Annotated in this window: 18 protein-coding genes; 6 read left to right on the plus strand and 12 right to left on the minus strand. The window is 71.7% G+C overall.

The features are described from left to right. Nucleotides 1-6: 6 nt before the first annotated feature. Nucleotides 7-597 (minus strand): hypothetical protein, encoded by a 591-nt coding sequence (locus ACFYNO_RS23295; protein ID WP_388015552.1) that lies wholly within the window; start codon nucleotides 595-597, stop codon nucleotides 7-9. A 148-nt stretch (nucleotides 598-745) separates the two neighbouring features. Here ACFYNO_RS23295 and ACFYNO_RS23300 point away from each other — a divergent pair, with 148 nt between their 5' ends. Then, nucleotides 746-3,190 (plus strand): helix-turn-helix domain-containing protein, encoded by a 2,445-nt coding sequence (locus tag ACFYNO_RS23300; protein WP_388015555.1) that lies wholly within the window; start codon nucleotides 746-748, stop codon nucleotides 3,188-3,190. A gap of 177 nt (nucleotides 3,191-3,367) precedes the next feature. On the opposite strand, the gene ACFYNO_RS23305 is transcribed toward ACFYNO_RS23300, so the two are convergent. Further along, complete coding sequence (locus tag ACFYNO_RS23305) at nucleotides 3,368-4,147, minus strand: trypsin-like peptidase domain-containing protein (RefSeq protein ID WP_388015558.1); 780 nt, start codon at nucleotides 4,145-4,147, stop codon at nucleotides 3,368-3,370. A gap of 294 nt (nucleotides 4,148-4,441) precedes the next feature. Next, nucleotides 4,442-5,542 (minus strand): alpha/beta hydrolase, encoded by a 1,101-nt coding sequence (locus tag ACFYNO_RS23310; protein WP_388015561.1) that lies wholly within the window; start codon nucleotides 5,540-5,542, stop codon nucleotides 4,442-4,444. 1,008 nt (nucleotides 5,543-6,550) lie between these two features. Between ACFYNO_RS23310 and ACFYNO_RS23315 the strand changes: the two genes are divergently transcribed. Both ACFYNO_RS23315 and ACFYNO_RS23320 read left to right on the plus strand, forming a co-directional pair. Beyond that, nucleotides 6,551-7,333 (plus strand): MEDS domain-containing protein, encoded by a 783-nt coding sequence (locus tag ACFYNO_RS23315; protein WP_388015564.1) that lies wholly within the window; start codon nucleotides 6,551-6,553, stop codon nucleotides 7,331-7,333. Next, nucleotides 7,330-8,292, plus strand: coding sequence for an anti-sigma factor RsbA family regulatory protein (locus tag ACFYNO_RS23320; RefSeq protein ID WP_388015567.1), 963 nt, complete (start codon nucleotides 7,330-7,332; stop codon nucleotides 8,290-8,292). Before ACFYNO_RS23315 ends, ACFYNO_RS23320 begins: the two co-directional genes overlap by 4 nt. 447 nt (nucleotides 8,293-8,739) lie before the next feature. Here ACFYNO_RS23320 and ACFYNO_RS23325 read toward each other — a convergent pair whose 3' ends face one another. Then, complete coding sequence (locus ACFYNO_RS23325) at nucleotides 8,740-9,855, minus strand: AI-2E family transporter (protein ID WP_388015570.1); 1,116 nt, start codon at nucleotides 9,853-9,855, stop codon at nucleotides 8,740-8,742. 197 nt (nucleotides 9,856-10,052) lie between these two features. Beyond that, nucleotides 10,053-10,223, minus strand: coding sequence for a hydrophobic protein (locus ACFYNO_RS23330; RefSeq protein WP_110669262.1), 171 nt, complete (start codon nucleotides 10,221-10,223; stop codon nucleotides 10,053-10,055). Between the two features lie 243 nt (nucleotides 10,224-10,466). Here ACFYNO_RS23330 and ACFYNO_RS23335 point away from each other — a divergent pair, with 243 nt between their 5' ends. Beyond that, nucleotides 10,467-11,897: a glutamate decarboxylase gene (locus tag ACFYNO_RS23335; protein WP_388015574.1), complete on the plus strand. Its 1,431-nt coding sequence runs from the start codon at nucleotides 10,467-10,469 to the stop codon at nucleotides 11,895-11,897. A 211-nt stretch (nucleotides 11,898-12,108) separates the two neighbouring features. Here ACFYNO_RS23335 and ACFYNO_RS23340 read toward each other — a convergent pair whose 3' ends face one another. After that, a complete protein-coding gene (locus tag ACFYNO_RS23340; RefSeq protein WP_388015577.1) occupies nucleotides 12,109-12,609 on the minus strand; it encodes a hemerythrin domain-containing protein in 501 nt (166 codons plus the stop codon). Nucleotides 12,610-12,817: 208 nt separating this feature from the next. Next, complete coding sequence (locus tag ACFYNO_RS23345) at nucleotides 12,818-13,783, minus strand: LLM class F420-dependent oxidoreductase (protein WP_388015580.1); 966 nt, start codon at nucleotides 13,781-13,783, stop codon at nucleotides 12,818-12,820. A 193-nt stretch (nucleotides 13,784-13,976) separates the two neighbouring features. Between ACFYNO_RS23345 and ACFYNO_RS23350 the strand changes: the two genes are divergently transcribed. Together ACFYNO_RS23350 and ACFYNO_RS23355 are read left to right on the plus strand one after the other, a co-directional pair. Then, nucleotides 13,977-14,654 (plus strand): HAD family hydrolase, encoded by a 678-nt coding sequence (locus ACFYNO_RS23350; protein ID WP_388015583.1) that lies wholly within the window; start codon nucleotides 13,977-13,979, stop codon nucleotides 14,652-14,654. After that, complete coding sequence (locus ACFYNO_RS23355) at nucleotides 14,651-15,400, plus strand: class I SAM-dependent methyltransferase (protein ID WP_388015586.1); 750 nt, start codon at nucleotides 14,651-14,653, stop codon at nucleotides 15,398-15,400. Before ACFYNO_RS23350 ends, ACFYNO_RS23355 begins: the two co-directional genes overlap by 4 nt. A 469-nt stretch (nucleotides 15,401-15,869) precedes the next feature. On the opposite strand, the gene ACFYNO_RS23360 is transcribed toward ACFYNO_RS23355, so the two are convergent. The 5 genes from ACFYNO_RS23360 to ACFYNO_RS23380 form a co-directional block, all read right to left on the minus strand. Further along, the gene (locus tag ACFYNO_RS23360) at nucleotides 15,870-16,595 is read right to left on the minus strand and encodes a glycosyltransferase (RefSeq protein ID WP_388015589.1); all 726 of its coding nucleotides are present in this window, start codon (nucleotides 16,593-16,595) and stop codon (nucleotides 15,870-15,872) included. Continuing rightward, on the minus strand, nucleotides 16,592-17,251 hold the full coding sequence (locus tag ACFYNO_RS23365; RefSeq protein ID WP_388015592.1) for a class I SAM-dependent DNA methyltransferase: 660 nt from the start codon (nucleotides 17,249-17,251) through the stop codon (nucleotides 16,592-16,594). Before ACFYNO_RS23365 ends, ACFYNO_RS23360 begins: the two co-directional genes overlap by 4 nt. Beyond that, nucleotides 17,248-18,063, minus strand: a complete 816-nt coding sequence (locus ACFYNO_RS23370) for a PIG-L deacetylase family protein (RefSeq protein ID WP_388015595.1) — start codon at nucleotides 18,061-18,063, stop codon at nucleotides 17,248-17,250. Before ACFYNO_RS23370 ends, ACFYNO_RS23365 begins: the two co-directional genes overlap by 4 nt. Continuing rightward, on the minus strand, nucleotides 18,060-18,914 hold the full coding sequence (locus ACFYNO_RS23375; protein WP_388015598.1) for an acyl-CoA dehydrogenase: 855 nt from the start codon (nucleotides 18,912-18,914) through the stop codon (nucleotides 18,060-18,062). Before ACFYNO_RS23375 ends, ACFYNO_RS23370 begins: the two co-directional genes overlap by 4 nt. A gap of 844 nt (nucleotides 18,915-19,758) precedes the next feature. Beyond that, nucleotides 19,759-22,728, minus strand: coding sequence for a glycoside hydrolase family 3 C-terminal domain-containing protein (locus ACFYNO_RS23380; RefSeq protein ID WP_388015601.1), 2,970 nt, complete (start codon nucleotides 22,726-22,728; stop codon nucleotides 19,759-19,761). Between the last annotated feature and the right edge of the window lie 115 nt (nucleotides 22,729-22,843).

The following is a 22,843-nucleotide window of genomic DNA, read 5'->3' on the forward strand; positions in this document are numbered from 1 at the left end:
CTTCGGTCACAGGATCGGATGGTCGGACTCGCGCACGGCCTCGACGATCCGGGCGACGAACGGGTCGTGGCCGTCCACCGGGATCAGCGGGACGACGAACGAGATGCCGTCAAAGGTCAGCAGCCGGTAGCCGAGCAGCCGGCCCGGGACACCCCGGGCCGGAGGCCGGCGGATGCCCCACAGGCCGACGATCGCGGACCAGGGGACGGCCCGGGCGCCGGCCCGGTCGGTGTGCACCAGGCCGCCGTCGTACAGGTACACCGCCCGGGATCCGGCCCGCAGGGCGCGAAGGCCCACGGCGGTGCCGGCGGCGAAGACGAACAGGAAGGCGAGGCTCAGCGCGTGCAGCGCCGCGCCGGCAGGCGTGAACAGCGTCGTGCCGGCGGCCTCGTGGCACATCACGACGGTGAGCGCCAGGGCCACGAGCGCGCTGCCCCAGCCCACTGCGACCGCCCTCACAGGGGAGACGCTGCGCCGCACGCCGGTCAGCTCGTCGAGCCCGTGCTCCCTGGCCAACTGCTCGACCGCGCCGGGAACAGTGCGCGGCAACGGGCCCGGGGCCGACGAACCCGCCGAACCGTGGCCGGTGTCTGCCATCCGAATCCGCTCCCTCCGCTCTCGGCGCCGACACCGTCGATCGTGGGTTTTGTGCACGCAGGGGTACAGGCCATGAAGGAGGCCATATATGACCGGCCGTCACGGTAGGCTCACCCGCAGCTGCCACGGCGAGAGGGGGACGCTTCCGTTGGCCGATGACCTCGGCGCACTGCTTCGTGAGTTCCGCAAGCAGGCGGGGCTCACCCAGGAGAAGCTGGCCGAAGAGTCCGAACTGGGTGTTCGCACCATCCGCCGGCTGGAGAGCGGCAAGGCCGGCGACCACCGGCTGGCGACGGTGAGCCGGCTGGCCGACGCGCTGAGGGCGACCCCCGAGCAACGGCGCCGGCTGATGGCCGCGCTCGCGGGCGAGGAACGGACGGCCGCCGACCAAGGACCGCACGCGCCCACCCCGCGACCGTCGGCGGCCGAAGGCCTCGTGGATCCGGCGCCCGAGGAGCCCGGCCTCCCGCCCCGGTGGCCCGCGCCACCGCCGGTGCCCGCAGCCCTCACCGACGCCGTGACGGAACTGGCCCGGGAGGTCAGGCGGCGCTGGCGGCGCGAGGAGGCACAGCGGTCCGTCCACGACCCGTTCCCGCTACCGGTCCGCTGGCAGCGCGCGGCCGCCGAGCTGACGGACCGTGAGGAGAACATCCAGCGCCTGCCACCGGGCGCGTCGGCGCGCCTCCTGGTGCTGTCCGGCGAGCTGAGCCGGGTGACCGAGACCTACCGGCAGGTCACCTCGGGCCGGCTTGTGGTACTCGGCCGAGGCGGCTCCGGCAAGTCGATCCTCACCATCAGGTTCATCCTCGACTACCTCGACCAGGCGCCCTCCCCCGGCCGGGTGCCGGTCATCTTCAGCCTCGGGGCCTGGGACCCGACCGCCGGCGAGCTGCGCGACTGGCTGGTCGACCGGCTGCTGCGCGACCACCCGCACCTGGCCCGCAAGAGCCCGGGCGGGTCCACGCTGGCCGCTGCGCTGGTCGACGCCGACCTCATCCTCCCAGTCCTCGACGGCTTCGACGAGATAGCCGCCGGCCTGCGGGAGGACGCCCTGCGGGCGCTGAACGAGACCGAGTTGCCGCTGGTGCTCACCAGCCGCCGCGACGAGTTCGCCGACGCCGTCCGGGCCGCCCGGGCACCGCTGGTATGGGCGGCCGGCATCGAGCTGGCCGACCTCACGGTGGACGACCTGGCGAATTACCTGCCCCGCACAGCCCGCACCGTCCCCAGCGGCGATGGCCGGTCGCCGGAGCCGGGCGCGAAGTGGGAGGCCGTCCTGGCCGCCCTGCGAGTCCAGCGCACACCGGCGAGCGCACACCTCGCCGAGGTGCTGAGCACCCCGCTGATGGTCAACCTGGCGCGCACCCTCTACAGCGACGACCCCGCCCAGGATCCGACCGAGCTGCTGGACGGCGCGCGGTTCCCCAGCACCACCTCACTGGAGCAGCACCTGTTGGCCGGCTTTGTCCCCGCCGTCTACCGACGCCGGATCCGCAGGCCCGACGGGGACCGCCCGGGGACCCGGGACCAGCACTGGGACCCGCAGAAGGCCCAACGCTGGCTCGGCCACCTGGCTCGCCACATGGAGCTCTCCGACCGCGACCGGCAGGACCTGGCCTGGTGGCGACTGGGCGACTCGCTGCGCTACTCCAGCCGGATCCTCGCCGTCGTGCTGGCGACCGCGCTCTGCGTCACGCTGGCCGACGTGGTGCTCAGCCCGTTCCTGCCCCCATCCAGTCTGGGCGACCTGCTCCTCACCGGCGGCCTGGTGGGGCTGGTAGCCGGCCTGGCCTTCGGCGGCGTCTACGCGGTGACCATCGTGTACCGCGGCGACGCGGTGTTCGAACCGAGCCGGGTGCGGCTGCGCCTTCCCGGATTCCGCGGCACCGTCGACCGCCCGGTCCGCACTGCCGTGTTCCGGTTCGTGGACGGCCTACTCGGCGGCTTCACCCTGGGCATCGGCTTCTCCTGCGCGGTGGCCCTGGAACGTGCGCTCTACTACGGAGTACCGTTCAACAGCCACGGCATGATCGACGGGACACTGATCGACATGCTGCTCTTCGGTCTGATCTTCGGATTGGCCGGCGGGCTGGTCTTCGGGCTGGCCACCCTGCTGGAGGCACCGGTCGACATCACCACCGCGGCCACCCCGACCAGCCTGCTCGCCTCCAACCGAGCGACAGTCAGCCGGCAGGTCCTGATGCTGGCACCGATGCTCACCCTGGCCATCGCCCTCGGAGGCCGGCTGCTCATCTGGATGTTCCAGGGCGCCCTCGGGCCGCTGTACTGGGGACTGCCGGGAGGACTGTTCATCGGTGCGGTAAGCGGGCTGGGCGGCGCCGTCTCCTACGCGCTGGCCTTCACCGCCTGGGGGCAGTGGGTACTCCTGTCCAGGATCTGGCTACCGCTGACCGGCCAGCTGCCCTGGGACACCGTGGCCTTTCTGGACGACGCCTACCAGCGGGGGGTACTCCGCCAGAGCGGCGCGGTCTACCAGTTCCGGCACATCCGGCTGCAGCACCACCTCGCCGACTACTCGCCGACCGGCACGGCGGCCACCGACCAACGGGAGCGGTGCCAACCAGCCGCCTGAGCACCGGACAGGGTGACCGCCGCCTGGCGGCAGTGACGAGCGGATCACCAGCGACGACGGCAGCAAGCAGGTGCTGGAAGCCGACGACGAGTACCACCTGATGAAGGGTGCAACGAGCCCGCCCGGTCGCGAGGACCGGGCGGGCTCGTTGCTGCGGAGCGGGTCAGGTCTGGTGGTTCAGTTCGCGAGGTGGAAGCCCGCGCCCACGCCGCCTTGGGTGTTCATGTCGGTGAGGATGGAGGTGATGGGGGTGAAGTGCTGGGCGCCCCAGGCGGTTCCGGTGAGAGTTGTGCCGTTGACGACGGGGGAGCCCGAGTCCCCGGCGTAGGTCAGAATCATGGTGGTGTACCAGATCCGGTCCGCCACCAGGGTGATCCCGCACGTCAGACCGCTTCGGTGACCCTGCTTGCACATCCTGGTGCCGAACCCGGGAACCTGGCCGATCGAGGTGATGGTGATGGAGCCGGACGGGCTGCTGACGGTCGCGGTCGGTGTGACCTTGGCCGGGTCCAGCTTGATCACCGCGTAGTCCAGGCCCGGCGTGCCGCCGGTGAGGTAGTTGTTCGGGGTGCTGACGTAGGTGACCGTGCCGATCGCTCCGATGGCCAGCGAGGGGCTCGGGTCGAAGGTGGTCGGCGCCGGGCTGGCGGCGGTCCCGTTCGGGCTGGTGTCGAGGTAGACCTGGTCGCCGACCAGTTTGTTGCCGGCGTCGTCGATGGCGCAGTGGGCATTGGTCAAGCCGACCAGGTCGCCCGCGTTGTCGTACCCCACGGCGGTGAGCGTGCAGAGTTCCGCGCTCACCCCGCCGCCACTGCTGTGGACCTGCAGGAGGATCCCGTTGCCGCCTCCTACGGGGTGCGGGACGGTGTCCGCGTGCGCGACGGGTGCGGCGAATCCACCGCCAGTGATCACCGCAGCCACGCCAAAGGCCAGCAGGTGACGGATCAGGTTGCGCATGAGAGCTCCTCTTCCGAAGACGGTTGTGCGACGCCCGGATCGGCTGCTCACGCCTGGGCCACTACGAGGCTCTGGCGTGGTGCCGGGAACTCCTGACGCTGTCACTGGTCCAGCCCCGCGGAACAGGCCATGGCACCGGCCATCTATGACCGGCCCCGCTCACCAGCGGTCGCTCGCGCTGAGGAACACCGGCACGGGCCGCCGGGTCAGACCTGGCCCGCCCTCGGTATGGGTGGGGGGCGGAATCGGCCGATTCCGCCCCCATGGCGCGGTGGTCCTCCTCCCCTGCCCTACTCAGGAGGAAGCGAATGCCTGCTGCAGGCGGGGGATGAGGTCCTTCAGATCCTGCTCCCAGCAGCCCGCATCATGGCCGCCGTCGCAGCCCCAGCTGACGCCGTTGCCGTAGTCCTGCCAATTGAGGGGGATGCCCGCCGCGTCCAGGTGCTGCTTCATGTGCACGGAGGCGCTCTCCAGCCACCATTCCCGTACGTCCCCGGCGGGGCCGCCACCGTTGCCGACGTAGATCGAGACACCCATGCCGCGCAGTGCGTCCGCGTGGGCACTCGGGTCGTTCTCGTTCCACAGGCGGTCGGCGTTGAAAACCGGGTAGGGCGAGCCGTACAGGGCGTCGCTGTCGACGCCGGGCGCGTACGGGTCGCCTGCGCAGCCGCCGGTGGTGGAGGCGCAGATCGCGCCGTTGGCGTCGATCAGGGACGCGACCACGACCTCGCGCAGGACCATCTCGTTCGTCGACAGGTCCAGGTCGCCGGAGAGCGAGGCCACCTGGGAGAACAGGCCTGGGTGGCGTTCGGCATAGTGAACGGCGCCGAAGCCGCCCATGGAGATCCCGGCGATGGAGCGGCCCTCGCGGGCGGCGATCGTGCGCAGGTTGGCGTCGATGAACGGGATCACCTGGTTGATGTGGAAGTTCTCCCAGTTCTGTGCCCCCAGGACGGTGTTCTGGTTGGCCCAGTTGGAGTACCAGCCGCGAGATCCGCCGTCCGGTATCACCATGATCATGCCTGCGGAGCCGTTGACGGCGCTGGAGAAGTCGAAGTAATCCGCCGGGTCGCCGGGGGATCCGTGCAGCAGGTAGAGGACCGGGTAGCGCTTGCCCGGGGAGGTGTAGTAGCCGTCCGGCAGCACGATGCGGACGTGGTGGCGGCCCGTGACCTGGGGCGTGACCACGGTGATGACGAAGTCGCCGGGAGTGTTCTTGGCGGCGATCACGGGCTCGGTGGCGACCTGGGTGAGGCCGAAGCCGTCGGCCAACGTCGGAGGGGCAGCGCCGTCCGCGTGTGCGGGCGCGTTCGGGAGCAACACTGCCACGGCCGTCGCCACGGCCACGACGGCAGCTTTCGCGTGCAGTCGCCAAGCGGGCAGAAGTGCTTTCATCGATCATCCTCTCGGAGCTGGGGGGTGGCATGCGAGGTCTGGAGGATGACGGCGCCGCTGGGCCGTCAGCTCGGACGAACCCATCGGACCAGCTTGTGCTGCCCAGTGGACAGGCCATGGCACCGGCCACATATGACCGGTCGTCGCCGCGGGCTGACCGTGCGGCAGCTTCTTCGAGCCGGGCGACGACGGCGGCGAACCGGTCCTGCAGCCCCAGGCGCATGGTCGCCCCGCGTACGTCGAGCGCCGTGGGACGCCCGTGAGTGGAGTACACCGGGGTGTGGCGCAGGCGCCGGTCCGCGAGTGTGGCGGTCGGCTTGGTGCGCGGTGCAGGCACGGGGCAGTACGGCGAGCAGAAGCAGCGGCAGCAGGAGCGGGGTGGAGCAGCGAGCGGGCAGAGACGGCTAGGTTGAACCGTCGGGTTGTCTCGTCCAAGGAGGTGTTGGGTGTCGTCGGTCGTGGGTGAGTTGGAGGAGTGGACCGCGCGAGAGCGCGTGGAGGGTCTGCGGTGGAGGGCGCGGGTCCTGGCCGAGCTCGCCGAGGCGGAAGCCGACTGGAAGTGAGCGCCCGGCAGCGTGGCAGCGAGGTCCTCGCTGAATCCCCGGGGGCGGAGGCGTCTGTGGTCGTGCCGACGCCAGCCAGTGGGAGCGCCGGTTCGGTGGCCGCGTTGGAGGATGCGTCACCGCCCCCGGCGAAGCCGGCCAGGCTGGCCCCGGTCGGACCGGTGTGGCGTCCCGGGCCCAGGGCAGCGGCGCCGTGCCAGGAGTTAGCGTCCGAGTCGTCGCTGGATCCCGGCCATACTGGGGTCTGGATCACAGGGGGAGGCGCAGGTGCTGTCTCATGGTGGGCGGAGCCGGCAAGCCCCTTCTGCGTGGGGGATCCTGCGTACGTAGCTGTCACCGGCCTGGTGGGGTACGCGTGGCACAGTGGAGGGATGAGGGAGATGCGCCAGGGTGGCCGAGGCGGTATGGCATGAGGGTCGCTCGTGATGTGGGCACCCTCGACTCTGTGGACGTGGGTGACCATGTTTGCTGGCTGGTCGCACCCGGCGACGACTACCACGGCAGCGCCCGGGCCTACCTGGTGAACGGGCAGCGCGCTGGGGACAAGATGTTGATCGTCGGAACTCCCCCGACCCGTTGGCTCGAGCAGAATCTGCCCCAGAGCCTGCTGGTCGATCCTGCCGTCGAACGCGCCCAGGGACGGAGCTTGGACGCCGAGGCGTTGCTGGGTCTGGTGCGCCGCGAGGCCCACACCGCTGGGCGACAGGGTTTCCGGGCGCTGCGGGTCCTGGCGCAGATGGACCGGCTCTGGCCGGGCGGGGCCACAGCCGGGGAGTTGGCGCGCCACGAGACGGAGCTCGATGCTCTCGTCGCCTCCCAGACGGCCATGGTCGTGTGTTCCTACGCGCGCGAGGGTTTCTCGGTGTCCGCGCTCGAGCAGGTCGCCGGCGTGCATCCGCACCATGCGGGTAGGCGAACAGGGATGCCTGACTTTCGGATGTTCAACGTGGACACGGACTGCTGGAGCGTGACCGGGGTGGTGGACTTCGACGGCGCCACGGTCTTCGGCACCGCGGTCCGTGAGTTGCTGGTGTCCGCGACCAACCTGAGTCTGTACTGCCAGGATCTGCGGTTGATGGACGCAGCCGCCATGCAGGCCCTGGTCCAGGCGGCACTGTCGCTCCCGGGCCGCAGGGTGCTGATCAAGGGAGCGAATCGCACAGTGCGCCGCAACTGGAGCCTGGCCGGCTACGACGCCCCGCAGATCCCGGTGGAGCTGGTCCCGTGAACGACCACGTGATGACTCAGGCCGGCCCTGAGGCCAAGAGCCCGGGGTTTCGCCATGAACTCTTCCCCTACGAGGGCGAGGACGCCTTCCTGGACGGCGCCGTGTCCTTTATCGAGGATGCGGTGGCCGGGAACGAGACGGTGCTGGTGGCCGTCGGAGCGGGCAAGCAGGAGATCCTGCGTGAGGAACTGGCCGGCACCGATGCCGCCCGGAGCGTCTCGTACCTGGACGCCGCCGAGCTGAGCCGCCGCCCGGGGCGACTGATCGCCACCTGGCAGGACCGCGTCAACGAGGGCATGGCCCAGGGGCATCCGGTACGGGCCATCAGCGAATCCCTCTGGCAGGGCCGCACCACGGGCGAACGCGCCGAACTGCAGTACCACGAGTGGCTCCTCAACCAGGCATTCCTCCACGCCCCCGCCTGGTGGCTGCTGTGCCCTTACGACACTACGAGCGTCGAGACGGACGTACTGGAGTCGGCCCGCCGCAGCCACCCGCTGCTGTGGACGGGAGGGACCCGGAGCGCGAACACCGACTACCGGGACGGCCCCTACCCGCACACCGAACTGTCCGGCCCCTGCGACCCGCACGAGGAACTGGTCTTCCAGGCAGGAGGCCTGGCCCTGGTCCGTGAAAAGGTCACCGCCTGCGCGAACGCCCACAACCTGGAGCCCGACCGGCTACTGGACCTCCTGGCAGCCGTCACCGAAGCCGCCGCCAACAGCATCCGCCACGGCGGCGGCACCGGCACCCTGCGCACCTGGGCCGAACAGGGCGACCTCGTCTGCGAAGTCCACGACACCGGATACCTCCAGGACCCCCTGGGTGGACGGATCCGCCCCCGCTTCGACCAGATGGGCGGACGGGGCCTGTGGCTCATCCACCAACTCTGCGACCTCGTCCAGATCCGCTCCAACCCCCAGGGAACCACCGTACGAATGATCGTGACCCTCAAATAGCCGGCTCTACTCTCCCTACCAGCACGCTGCAGATCGGCAGTGCTGCGCGCTCGTCACATCGGGACGGCCGCATCGACGTGTGAGCACCCCTCCCGAGCCGCGAGCGGCAGGCGGCGTAGCCGCCTGCCGAGAGTTCCACGAACATGCCGTGTCGGTAGGCGATGACGCCGGTGGCGGGCTGCCCCAGCAGCCGGGCCAGTATGTAGGCGGCGGCGAGGCTTGTGACGTCTCGGATGATTCCGAGTGGCAGAAGTGAGCGAGTATCGAACGCGACGCCCCGACCCTGCGGATCGGCACGTTCCCCACCGCCGGAGCGCTGCTGCTGCCCCCGCGCTCAAGAGCCTCCAGCAGCACGGCATCCACGTCACCCTCACCGAGGGCGCGCTATCGCGTGGGACCGCGAGGGGCGGCCGGGTCGGAGCGGTAGAGCGGATGCCTCAGCTGAGCTCAGGCGCTGTCGGTGCGCGGGAAGACGTACGCGTCGAGGACCAGACCCAGCGCGACCGCGGCCGGCACCGCAACCAGCGCTCCCACCAGGCCAAGGAGCGCACCGCCCAGGAGCACCGCGACCACGGTGACGACCGGGTGCACGTCCACCACGAATTTCATGGCCCGCGGCATGATCAGGTAGTCCTCGAGGAGCCGGAAGGCGATGTAGAAGCCGGCAGTGGCGAGAGCCACCGGCAGTGACACCGACAGCGCGACCAGGCTGACGACCACGCCCCCGATGGTCGAGCCGACCATCGGGACCAGATCCATCAACGCGACGAACACCCCCAGCGCTCCCGCGAAGGGGACGTCGGTGGCCGCGCACCAGGCGAAGGTCGCCAGGCCGGCGACGGCGGAGGTCAGCACGTTGCCCAGCATGTAACGGCCCGTCCGGGCCAGGATCTCCTCGGTGATCTCCTCCACTTCCTGGCGCCGGCTGCGCGGCACAAAGCGGTAGCAGAACGCCTTGATCACCGGCAGGGCCGCCATCACGTACAGGGCGACGCTGACGACGATCACGGTCGACGTCACCGTACTGAGCAGGAGCTGACCCGCACCGAGCACGCCGCCGAAGCCGCCGTTGCCCAGCTGCTCCTTGGCCCGCTCGACCAGGTGGTAGTGGTCCTCGATCCGCCCGAGTGTCGACTGGTGGTCGTGCAACCGCTGGAGCCAGCCCGGGACAGCGCTGACCAGGGCGCTCCCCTCGGTCTCGACCGGCGGGACGACCACTGCGAGCAGGGCCGTCAGCAGCACGACCAACCCCGCCACCACGAGCGCCACCGACCAGGCGCGGCGCAGACCACGGCACACCAGCCATGCGACCACGGGCTCCAGGCTCACCGCGATGAACACGGCCAGGAGCAGCAGGGTGAGCAGCGAAGTGAGCTGGAGTACCGCGTCCGTCAGGCGCCAGGCCAGCAGCGCGCCGACGCTGAGGGCGAAGCCTGCGCGGAACCACGAGGTGACCTGGGGCGCGGCGCGGCCGGGTATCTGGATCCGGGTGCGTGGGCCGCCGGCTCTGCGGGCCGGGGTCAGGTCCCGGCCGGGGCTTCCTGCGGGCGTTTGGGAATCCATCGTTTGCTCCAGCCCTTGTACGGGGGCAGCCACGGGGGTTCCTCGCCTCCCCCTTCGTCCTCTGCCCTGTTGGTGTCGACGGCAGTGCCCGCCGGGGAGAAGCCGCGCGCCGCGGGAGAGAGCCCTGGCGGGGACAGCAGCGGAGATGACGAGGAGGCACGCACCATGGTGCGTGCCCCCTCGCGCCGCGGGATTGCTTACCAGCGGTACCAGCGGCCGCGGCTGCCGGAGGCGCCGGTGCCGCGGGCCACGAATCCGAGCAGCCACACCACCAGGACCACGATGGCCACCCACCACAGGGCCTTCAGTGCGAAGCCGGCACCGAACAGGATCAGTGCCAGTAGCAGAACAAGAAGAAGGGGAACCATCTCGACCTCCGTAGTCAGCGTCAGGGATCGGTTGCCCGGGTCCACGGGACATATTCGGGGGAATCTTCCGGCCGGTAGGGGGCAGACGCGGCTTCCTGACGCTGTGTCGGCGGGCCCCCACGAGGGCGGGGGCCCACCGCCACCACGTTCGAAGCGCCCCCCGGCGCTGCCGGGCGAAGATCACCGCAACGCTGGCCGGTCCGGCGCCGCTCCCGTTCAGCACACCGTGGAAGGAATCCGACCGTGGGCCTCAAGCACCCCCGCCACCAGCACCACTCCCGGGCCGAGGGAACCGCCAACCCCCTGTTCAGCAGGGAGCCGCGCACCGTGGCGCGGCACGAGATCCCTCGCGGGGAGATGGACCCGGACACCGCGTACCAGATCGTCCACGACGAGCTGATGCTCGACGGCAACGCCCGCCTCAACCTGGCCACCTTCGTCTCCACCTGGGCCGAGCCCCAGGCCGAGCGGCTGATGACCGAGTGCGCCGACAAGAACATGATCGACAAGGACGAGTACCCCCAGACGGCCGAGCTGGAGACGCGCTGCACCGCGATGCTCGCCCGGCTCTGGCACGCTCCGGACGCCCACCAGGCGGTGGGGTGCTCGACCACCGGCTCCAGCGAGGCGGCGATGCTCGCCGGGCTGGCTCTCAAGCGCCGCTGGCAGCACACCCGCCGGGCTGCGGGAGGGGCCGCCGGGCGGCCGAACCTGGTCATGGGCATCAACGTGCAGGTGTGCTGGGAGAAGTTCTGCGAGTACTTCGAGGTCGAGCCGCGCTACGTGCCCATGGAGGACGAGCGTTACCACCTGTCCGCCCAGGGCGCGGCGCAACTGTGCGACGAGAACACGATCGGGGTCGTGGCGGTCCTCGGCTCCACGTTCGACGGCAGCTACGAGCCGGTCGCCGACATCGCCGCGGCCCTGGACGACCTGCAGCAGTACTCGGGGTGGGACATCCCCCTGCACGTGGACGCCGCCTCCGGCGGCATGATCGCCCCCTTCCTCGACCCCGACCTCCCCTGGGACTTCCGCCTGCCGCGCGTGGCCTCCATCAACACCTCCGGCCACAAGTACGGCCTCGTCATGCCCGGCGTCGGGTGGGCCCTGTGGCGCGACGCCGCCGCCCTGCCCGAGGAGTTGGTCTTCCACGTCAACTACCTCGGCGGCGACATGCCCACCTTCGCCCTCAACTTCTCCCGCCCCGGCGCCCAGGTCGTCGCCCAGTACTACAACTTCCTGCGCCTGGGCTTTGACGGCTACCGCCGCGTCCAGCAGACCTGCCGCGACGTCGCCACCCGCCTGGCCGCCGAGATCGCCAAGCTCGACCCGTTCGAACTCATCACCGACGGCTCCGAGCTTCCCGTCTTCGCCGTGCGGCTACGGGACGACGTCCACAACTTCTCGGTGTTCGACGTCTCCGCCGCCCTGCGGGAACACGGCTGGCTGGTCCCCGCCTACACCTTCCCCGCCAACCGCACCGACCTCGCCGCGCTGCGCATCGTCGTGCGCAACGGCTTCGGCCACGACCTCGCCGACCTCCTCCTGGACGACCTGCGCCGCGTCCTGCCGCGCCTGCGGGCCCAGCAGGAACCGCGCCGCAGCGCCGACGACGCCGGGGGCTTCGCGCACGGCGCCGAGACCAAGAACCCTCAGCAGCCCGGACGGCACTGACCACAAGCCGGGAAACGAACCCGCAACCGGGGCGACGGGTGTGATGCTCGTGCTGTGGCTTCTGGGGTTCGTCCTCCGCGGTGCCGGGGGCTCGCGCAGACGCTGGTACCGGTGGCAAGTCGGCCGGTGACGCCGTGAGGGCACGGGCCCGGTCGCCCTCCCCGCCGACCGGGCCGATGTCCATGTGCCACCACGGGGTCGGGGTGGCGTGCTAGGAGAGGATCGCGTCGGCGGCTTTCTTCAGGGCGCTGGGCTGCTCCGGCCGGCGCGGCGCTCTGGTGCGCGCCTCGATCAGCCGGGCGCCGATCTCCTGGAGTTCCTTGCGGCCCAGTGCCTCGCGGACCTTCGGGAACCAGTCGTTCTCCTCCTCCTCGATGTGGTGGGTGACGCTTTCGATCAGCACGGTGGTCTTGGCGTCGAACCTCTCGTCCTCGGGGCTCATCGCGGCCAGTTCGGCGCAGAGCAGGTCGGCGACGTGGTGCTCCTCGTAGGACTCCAGAATGTCCTGCTCCAGGGCGGGCACGAGCCTGCGCACCTCGGGGTACATCACCTCGTTCTCGATGTAGGTGTGCACGGTGAGGGCTTCCAGGATCTGGCTCACCAGGTCGGCCTTGGCCGCGTGGGCGTTCTCGCCTGCGCTGGTGAAGGCCCTGAAAAGGCGGCGGGCCTCCTTGTGGTCTTCCTTCAGGAGAACGATCGCATCGGTGGACATAGGAGTTCCTTTCGGCAGATTTGTGGTGTCCTTCCGTGTCCCCCGCTTGGGCTGACCGCATGCCGGTGACCGGCTGAACGGGTCACGAGCTGCGCGCGCCGACCGCCGACCGCCGCTGCGAACGGTCCCGCTGACCGCCTCGCCAGTCGCTCCGCCATGTCGGACGCGGCATGCGCGGCGCGCAGTGCCGCAGTGCCGCAGTGCGCAGTCAGAGATCGCGCAGGGCGGGCAGCAGGGACGATTCGGCCCAGTCGAGGAACGGCCGTTGGGCCTCGCCGCCGATCTGGACCAGGGCGACCTCGGTGAACCCGGCATCGGTGAAGGCGCGCACCGCCTCGACGAAGTCGTCCACGTCGTCGCCGCAGGGGATGGACTGCGCAACGTCGTCAGGACGTACGAACTGACTCGCGGCATCGAAGGCGGCCGGGCCGGGCAGTTCGGCGTTGACCTTCCACCCGCCGCCGAACCAGCGGAACTGCTCGTGCGCGCGGGCCACCGCGCGGTCCCGGTCAGCGTCGTAGCAGACCGGCAGCTGGCCCACCCGCGGCTTGCCCGCCCCGCCGTGCCGGTCGAAGGCGTCCAGGAGCGCGGAGTCGGGCTCCACGGCGATCACCAGGTCGGCGAGTTTCCCCGCGAGCTCGCAGGACTGCCGGCCCGAGACTGCGATACCGATCGGCGGCGCCTGCTCGGGCAGGTCCCACAGCCGCGCCGACTCCACCTGGAAGTACTCGCCCCGGTGGTTCACGTAACCGCCGGCGAACAGCTCCCGGATGATCCCGACCGCCTCGGCCAGCATCTGCTGGCGCACGTCGGCAGGCGGCCAGCCCGCACCCGTGACGTGCTCGTTCAGGTTCTCTCCCGACCCCAGCCCGAGCCGGAACCGCCCCTGCGAGAGCAGCTGCACGGTGGCGGCCTTCTGCGCCACCACAGCCGGGTGGTACCGCATCGTCGGGCAGGTCACGTACGTCATCAACGGGATCCGCTCGGTCGCCTGAGCCGCCGCACCGAGCACGCTCCACACGTACGGGGAATGCCCCTGCTCCTCCAACCACGGGAAGTAGTGGTCGGACGCCACGGAGAAGTCGAAGCCGACCTGCTCCGCCCGCACCACGTCCTCCACCAGCTGCCGCGGCCCCCGCTGCTCACTCATCATCGTGTAGCCGATTCGCACCATACGGGGCCAGGTGCCCGCGCCACTCACCGACCAAACTGGTCCATTTGGAGATAAAAAGGGCGACAGGTGTGTGCGGGGCAACGCTGCGGGCATGCGGAAGCAAGGCAACAAGGGCACCGCGCAGGCGGGCGGGAAGCTCCGTCCCGGCATGCGCACCGGGCTCTGCGCTCCCCGTACGGAAGGTAGGAACGCCATGGCGCCAGCGGCTCTGTTCGACGTCGACGGCACGCTCCTCGACACGAACTACCTGCACACGCTCGCCTGGTCGGAGGCACTGGCCCAGTACGGCCACCACCCGGCGATGGCCCGCATCCACCACGCGATCGGCATGGGCGGAGACCAGCTCCTGGACCACCTGCTCGGCCAGGACCGCGACCGCGACCAGGACGATGAGGTCAGTGCGGCGCACAAGGCCCTGTACGCCCGCTTCTGGCCCCGGCTGAGAGCCTTCGACCAGGCCGGCGAGCTGCTGCGCGCCGTCGCAGCGCGCGGGTGGACGGTCGTTCTGGCCAGTTCCGCCGCCGGACGCGACCTCGAGGTCATGCGCCGCGCCCTGGGCGCGGACGACGTCATCGCGCACGCGACCAGCGCGGACGACGTCCAGGAGAGCAAACCCGCACCCGACCTCGTCCACGCCGCACTCGACAAGGCCGGGGCCCGGCCGCAGGAGGCGCTCTTCGTCGGCGACACCCCCTGGGACGTCAAAGCCGCCCGCGAAGCCGGCGTCCGGTGCCTCGCCGTCCTGAGCGGCGGCTGGAGCGCCCACGAGCTGCGGACGGCCGGAGCCCTGGAGATCCACGAAGACGCCGCGGCCCTGCTCGCCGGCCTGCAGGACAGCGCGCTGGCCCGGCCGGCCGGGACCACGCAGTGACCACGGACCAGGCCGCCGATCCGCCGCAGTACGCGGTGTCCGCCGAGTTCTACGACCTGCTGCAGGCCGAGGACGACCGCCGGCGCGCCGAACGCCGCTTCGCCGGAGCCGCGCGCAGCTCCCGGGTGGGCATCATCGACGCCGGCGCCGGAACCGGTGCCGCCACCGAGGTCCTGGTGCGCGCTGGCGCGGCCCCCGTGCACGTGGTGGAGCCGTCACCGGCGATGCGTACCGCGCTGCTCGCCCGCCTGGCCCGGCTGGGCGCCGACCAGCGGTCCCGCATCACCGTCCACCCGCAGACCCTCCCCGCGTGCGCGTTGAGCGAGGTGGCCGACCTGGTGGTCGCCGCGAACGTGGTGGGCTGTCTGGAGCCCGCCGAACGCCGGTCCCTGTGGCGGGCCGCCTTCACGGCGCTCGTGCCTGGTGGACTGCTGCTGTTCGACCCGCCGCCCACCGCCCTTCCGCCCGACCCGGAGAGCAGCCTGCTGCCGCCCGTGCGCCTGGGCCTGGACCAGTACCGCGCCCGAATCACGCGCACCCCCGACCGCGGCGTCATCACCGTCCGCTTCGACTACCAGGTCGAACGCGACGGCGAGGTGCTGCGCCAGGAGCAGGAGAGCTTCCGCATGTGGCCCGCGGCACCGGGCGTCCTCGAAGAGGAACTCGAAGCGGCGGGAATGGAGTTGGTGGTTCCCCCAGACGGGGACTTGGTGGCCGCCCGGCGCCCGGCTCCCTCCGGGGCCTAACGGCCGCTCCCGTTGGGCGCCAGGTCCTCAGCCACCGTCCGTCCGGGTGGTGAAGGACGGCTGCGCCCGTGGCGAACTCGTCGGCGTCCCCGATCGTGTGCCAGCCGGGCTCCACCAGGTGCGGGACGGGCGCGGCCGTGTTCGCGCCGGCGGCCTGCCGGTAGGCCAGGTGGCCACCGATCGCGGCCCCGGTGCCGACCGCCACCAGTCCGCCGAAGCCCAGTGCACGCCCCAGCCCGCCCCGGCCTCGTGAGCGGGCGGCCCATGACGCGCCGTACAGGCCCACCTCGACGGATATCGAGGGGGCGTGCAGCAGGCCGGTCCACATCTGCTGCTCGTGTTGCACCGCCCAGTCGACCCAGCCGGTCCACGCCGCCGGGGCGGCGGTGACGACGCCGACTGCGACCAGCAGACCGGCGGCGCGCTCCGAGCCGGGTACGGCGGATGCCGCGGTGCTCGCGCGCCGAGGTCAGCCCGTCAGTGCGTCGAGGTCGCGCAGGAAGTCACCGAAGCCGCCGCGGGCTCGGGGGGTGCACCGGGCGGAGGTAGTCACGGGGTTCCGGCTGGTGCGTTTGACGCGGAAGCCGGCGGCCTCCAGGGCGGCGACCAGCGTCCTGTCCTCGCCGACGGGCAGCGGTGGGAAGCCGCCGGCCGCGCGGTACGCGTCGGCCCGCACGGCGAGGTTCGCCCCGTGGACGTGCCGGTGCCCGCCGGCCTGCTGGTCCTGCTGGTCCTGCTGGTAGTGCAGTCGAAAGGCCGTGGCGGTGTTGTCCGGATGACCGCGCCAGTCAGCGACGCGGACCGTGCCCACGACGGCCTGCCACCCGCAGGCCGCGTGCGTGAGCTGGCGTGCGAGCCAGTCGGCCGGGACGCGGGAGTCAGCGTCGGTGTGGGCCAGCCACACGCTGTCCGGGGTCAGACCCGGCTGTGCGGACAGTACGGTCTCCAGAGCGTCGCGACTGCCCGCCGCCCGGGCCGCCCCGACGTTCCCCGCGGTGAGTTCCAACAACTGCGCGCCGTGGCGGCGTGCGATGGCGGCGGTTGCGTCCCGACAGGCGTCGGCCACCACGGTCACCCGGCACGGCAGGTCCCGCACCCGCGGGTGCCGGGCGGCCCGGCGCAGCGCGTCCAGGCAGTCGGCCAGCAGTTCCTCTTCGTCGCGGGCCGGGACGACGACGACCAGGGCGCGGATCACGTCAGCCCCTCGACGGCGGCCACCGACAGGCGCTCCGCCGGGGTGCCGGGCTGACGGGGGCGGGTGAACACGTCGAGGAGGAAGTCCGGCTCGCGGTGGGCGGCGATCCGCACCAGGGCCGGATGACCACAGGACTGCTGGTGCACCGCCTCGGCGCTCCGGGCGTGGTCGGCGACCGGGTGGCGCCAGTGGACGAGTGCCAGGGTTCCGCCCGGCTCCAGGGACCGCACCGTACGGTCCAGCAGGTCGGCGGTGCCGGCGGCGGTGAAGTAGTACAGCAACTCGGACAGCACGATGAGGTCGAAGCTTCCCCGGGGCCAGCTGTCGGGCAGCAGGCGGTGCTCCACGCGCACGTGCGGCAGGTGGGCGAGGCGGGCGCGGGCTTGGTCGAGGGCGCGTTCTTCCCGGTCGCAGGAGAGCAGGGCCCGGCAGCGGCCGGCGAGCAGGCTGGACAGGACACCGACCGAGCAGCCGGGCTCGAAGGCGCTGCGGTAGGTCGGCTTGGGCAGGGCGGCGAGCGTGAGGGCGTACTTGCGCTGCTCGTACCAGCGGTCCGCGAGCTGCCAGGGGTCCGCGTGGTCGGCGTACATGCGGGTGAAGTAGTCCCCCGGCGTGCCGGCCTCCGCGTCCGCGGTGTCGTGTCCGGAGGTCGTCATCGCCAGATCACCTCGAAGTCGCGGCGGAAGTGGGCGAGTTCGGCCGGCGGCAGGATCGCCGCGTCCCCGGGCCGGTCGCCGAGCGGTTCGATCTGGCTGCGGAAGCAGGCGAGTGCCGCTCGTTTGCGGTCCTGGGCGGCGAACGGCAGCGGGAGGCGGGCGGCGCGGTGCCACGGCAGCCGTCCGTCGTCGGGCACCGCCCAGTGCCAGGCCCAGACCGGGTACTCCCACACCGCGACGCCCCGCGTCGCGCCGGCAGCGAGGGCGGCACGCCCTGCCGCCTCGTGGTCCGGGTGGAGGTCGTGGCTGTACGGCGCCACGCACAGGTCGCAGTCCCCGAGCAGCCCGGCCAGCCGGCCGGACAGCTCCTGCTCGCTCTGGGTGACCCTGCCGTCGGGTACACCCAGCGCCACGCTCTGCACGTCGGCGGCGCCCAAGCGGGCCAGCGCCTCGCGCAGCTCCCGGATGCGGACGGCTGCCAGGTTGTGCGCCACCGATGCACGGCTGTGCGGGTGGGAGGCCTCGCCCGCCGTGACGGACACCAGACGCAGCCGGACCCCGGATGCGGCCAGGACGGCGAGCGTGCCGCCGAAGCCGAGAACCTCGTCATCCGGATGGGCTGCCACCACCAGGACCCGCGGCCGGCGATCGCGGCGGGCCGGCAGACAGGCGAGCGGGTCGACGGCGGGAAGCCCCCTGAGCCCGGCCCAGGCCTGCCAGGCCTGTTCGGGGGTGCCGGGCCGCTGGATCGGGTCGGCCGGCACGGTCCGCAGGTGCTGGGCGGACCGGGGCCGGGTCTGGCGGCCGGTCACGCGTCCTCCCCATCCAGGCGGGTGGCGCAGGCGGCCTTGCCGAGGGCGGCGAGGTCCCGTTCCGCGTGGTGCTGGCGCAGGTAGACGGTCAGGTCCGCGACCGCGCGGGCGTGCGCGGCGTCGTGGCCCAGCGGAGTGGCGCCGAGCGCTCGGCCGACCCGCACCAGGACGTCGGCGGCGGCGTCCTCGACGGCCGCGCGCACGCGCATCGTGCGCAGGCGCGCGGCGCCGTCGTTGTCGAGAGGGTCGGCGTCGACCGCGGCGGCGGCACTGTCCAGCAGCGCCTCGACAGTCGCCAGTCGGGCATCTACGGCGCCGAGGTGCGCCAGCGCGTGCGGGTCCAGGTCCCACGTCCGGGCGGCGGACAGGAGCGTGCCCGCCACCGCACGGGCACCGCCGTACCAGCAGGCGGCGACGCCGATCCCGCCGTGGTGGAAGCCCGGGCGATCCAGGTAGGCACCCGGCTCGCCCACCGCCGTGGCCCGCACGCCGTCGAGGTTCACGTCCAGGGTGTCGCTGCCCGCCATGCCCGGGCCGGGCCAGCTGTCCGGCAGCGGTTCGACGCCGGGCTGTGCGACCTCGAGGGCGAACAGCCGCCGCAGTTCGCCCTCACGGGCGGTGACGAGCGCGTGCGTGCACGTCCGGGCGCCCGAGCAGAACGGCTTCACTCCGAACAACCGCCAGCCGCCCGCCGCCCGGCGTGCTTCGAGCCGGTACCCGGGCGGCTCGGCGGCCCACACGCCCCAACGCGCACCGCCGCCCGTCGTCGGGGCGCCCGTGTCCTCGGCGCCGAGTTCGGCGAGGATCGCCACGGCGTCGGTGTGCCCCTCTGCCAGCCGGGCCAGGGACAAGTCCCGCTGCCCCCAGCGCGTCAGCGAATCCCATCGGGCACGGGTCCGGCCGCCGCCGGGCAACGGCAGATCCAGGTCGCCGCCGGCCGCCATTCGTGTGAACACCTCGGCGATACCGCGACGGTGTTGCGCCGCACCGGCATCAGCTCGGGGAGGCTCGCCCGACGTGCCGTTCATCATCCGCCCTCCCCGTGCCGGCGACCGGGCCCCTCGGGCCACGGCGGCAGGGCGGACGGGCGGACGGATGTCTCGGTGGTCACGATCTGCTCCTCGGCATCGGGTCGGCACGCGCAGAGACGTGTCGCGGCCTTGCTCCACCCCGCGCCGGAGGTTTTCGACACACCGTCCATGGTGTCCGCGTTTCCCTGATCCGGCGCGGTAAACGGCCCCGATCGCGCAGGCGGCCGTAGCGGTTGTCCGGTCCGGCAGTTCGACCGCACCCCATTCGTCCGATCCCGCGGGCTCGCAACGCCGACCGACTCGCCGACCAGGTGGAGCGTGTCTTCCGCCGCCGGCAGAAGCAACCGCAGATCGTCCGCAGCTACCTCCGGGCCCGGCACGTCCGCTCCATCATCGACGCACCGGAAATTTGGCCTTTCGGGCCGATATCAGGCGCTGGCCGGCTCCGCGGTCAGCACGACGACCGGCCGTGAGGTCGCACAATTGCGTGCGCTAGCTCCCCGGCTCCGCGGAAAGAAGACCCAGGGTTCGGCCGGCGCAACCCTCGCGCTGCGCCGACGCGCCGACAGCCGGGTCTGCCGCGCCGCGCGGCCGGGCCGCCCGCGCACGCCCTCATGCGCGAGCGGCCGCTGTTTCCTACCCGCTCCGACCGGCCGCCGGACGGTCAGCCATAGGCGTTGAACTCGGCGATGGACCACCAGGAGCTGGAACTGCCGGTCTGGGTGACCCGGATGTAGCGTGCGGACTGCGACGGGAAGCCTGCCGTCACCAGCGCGGCCGTGCCGCTCCCGGTCGCCACCGGCGCACTCCAGGCACTGCCGTCCGTCGACAGCGCCACCTGGTAGCCGCGCGGGTAGTCCGACGCACTGCCCGCCGCGTCCAAAGCGATCCCGTCGACGGTGTGGACGGCACCCATGTCCACCGTCACCGTCTGCCCAGGCACCATCGGCGTCCCCGAACTCCACCGCGTCGCCGCATCACCGTCCAGCATGTTCCCCGCCACATCACTCCCACCGGTCGCCGACGCACTCGCCGACCAGCCCGTACGGGGCAGGGCGGTCTGAGTGCCGCCCCCGCTGGTCCCGGTGGTCGTGGTCTGGCCGGTCAGCCGGATGTCCCGGGAGGAGGAGCCGATCGAGACCGTGCTGGTTCCGGTCGCGGTGGTCCAGGCGTTGCTGGTGGTGTTCCAGTACTGGAAGCTGCGGGCGTCGAGCGTGATCGTGAGGTGCTGGGTCTGACCGGGTGTCAGGGTGACGCGCTGGAAGCCGCGCAGGTTCGTCGGCGGTTCACCGCTGCTGGCCGGCTGGGTGACGTAGACCTGGGCGACCTCGGAGCCGGCCCTGCTGCCGGTGTTGGTGACGTCGAAGCCGACGGTGACCTTGCCGGTGGCGTCGGGGGCGCTGACGGTCGGGTTGGCGTAGCCGAAGGTGGTGTAGGACAGGCCGTAGCCGAAGGGGAAGAGGGGCGTCTTGTTCTGGGCGTCGTACCAGCGGTAGCCGACGTCGACGCCCTCGGAGTACTGGACGGTGCCGTTCTGCCCGGGCCACTGGGCGGTGGTGGAGGCCGGGACGTCCGCGAGCGACTGCGGGAAGGTCACCGGCAGCTTGCCGGAGAAGTTGACGTCGCCGTAGAGCAGGGCCGCGATGGCCGTGCCGTCCTGCTGGCCGGGGTACCAGTTCTCGACGACGGCCTGGACCTTGTCGGCCCACGGCATGGTGACCGCCGAGCCGCTGTTGACCACCACGATCGTGTGCGGGTTGACCGCGGCGACGTCGGCGACCAGCTGGTTCTGGGCGGCCGAGAGGTCGATCGAGGAGAGGTCACCGCCTTCGGACTCGTACTCGCTGACGAAGACCACGGCCGTGTCGGCACTCCTGGCTGCGGCCACCGCCTGGTCGTGCAGGGACTGTCCGGGGACCTGCCAGCCCAGGGTGGCGTTGCTTCCGCCGCCCGCCTGGTAGTAGTCGACCTCGATGTCGACGGGCTGGTTCGCGGTAAGGGTGACGCTGCCGGTTCGGGTGGTCGGGCCCTGGTTGTACCAGTTGTTGATGACCTGCTGGCCGTTGACGAACAGTCGGCTGCCGTCGTCGCTGTTGAGCGAGAACTGGTAGGTGCCGGTCGTGGGCGGGGTCAGGGTGCCGGTCCACTTCGCGGACCAGTTGGTCGCGTTGACGCCTGCGAGGGGGGACTGTCCGCCCCAGACGCTGTCGATGGCGGAGTCCACCCGGGAGGCGGCTACCGCTCCGGAGAGGTCGGTGCTGTTGTAGTACTGCCCGTAGAGGCCCGGCCCTGCGCCGGAGGACGGAGTGAGCACGCTGCTGGGGACGGGGGCCAGCGCGCCGTCTGCGGAGGCGACGCCCTGGGCGAAGGTGACGGTGCTGCCGCTGCCTGCGCGGGCCTTGATGCCCTGGTAGGGGGTGATCAGCCGGCTGCCGTTGACGCCGGCGCTGCCGCCGCCCTGGGAGACGGCATGGGTGCCGGCGTCGTCGCCGATCACGGCCACCGACTGGGCGGCGGGGGTGAGCGGCAACTGCGCCGCGCTGTTCTTCAGCAGCACGCTGCCCTCCTCTGCCACCTGGGTGGCCAGCGCGGTGTGGGCGGCGGAGGTCACGACGGCCGAGGTGGTGCCGGTCTGCGGGTGGTCGAACAGGCCACGGCGGAACATCGAGACCAGGATGCGGCGGGTGTGGTCGTCCACCGTCGCCTGCGAGACCTGCCCGTTGGCGACGGCGGTGGTGAGCGCGCTGCCGTAGTAGTCGCTGCCGGGCATCTCCATGTCCAGGCCGTTGTTCGCCGAGGCCACGGTGGAGTGGGTGGCTCCCCAGTCGGAGGTGATGAAACCGGTGAAGCCGAGGTCGCCCTTGAGGACGGTGTTCTGCAGGGGACCGTTCTCGCAGGCGAAGGGGCCGTTGATCGCGGAGTAGGAGCACATCACCGAGTCGGCCTGTCCCTGCTGGACGGCGGTCTCGAAGGCGGGGAGGTAGATCTCCCGTTCGGCCCTGGCGGAGACCACGGCGTTGTCGGAGGCGTTGTTGCGGTTGGTCTCCTGGTTGTAGACCGCGAAGTGCTTCACCTGGGCCATCGGCCCCTGGCTCTGGATGCCCTGGATGTCCGCCGCGCCCAACTGCCCGGACAGGTAGGGGTCCTCCCCCAAGGACTCGAAGGCGCGCCCCCACCGTGGGTCGCGGACGATGTTGATGGTGGGGGCCAGCACGACGTTGGTGCCCTTGCCCCACTGCTCACTGCCGATGACCTGACCGTACTGCTGCATCAGCGTGGGGTCCCAGCTGGCGGCGCCGGCCACCGGGGCCGGAAGCGCGGTGACGTCGGTCAGTCCGTCGCCCACGCCGACCGGGCCGTCCTGCAGGTGCAGGGGCGGAATGCCTAGGCGGGTGTTGGCGTCCACACAGCCGACGTAGCCGCAGGAGGCTCCCCCGTGGAGCATCGCCAGCTTCTCCGCCGACGTCATCGCTGCCAGGAGTTCCCCGGCGCGCTGGTCGGGGGTCTGCGCGGTGTTCATCCAGGGCTGGCTCGCGGCGGTGGCCGGGGCCTCGGTGACGGCGGCCAGTCCGGCGGCGGCCAGCAGTGCGGCGGCGAGTGGGAGAGCGGATCGGCGGACCTGCCGTGGGCGCATGGGAACTCCAGACTGGACGGTGGCTGTGCGGTGGTCGTGCGGCGGCGCACCGCAGAGAGCGCTCTCTGCCAGGAGGATGGTCGCGCGCCTGTTTCTGCACAGTCAATACCCGGGA

This window comes from Kitasatospora sp. NPDC006697, assembly GCF_042869935.1.
GTDB lineage: Bacteria > Actinomycetota > Actinomycetes > Streptomycetales > Streptomycetaceae > Kitasatospora.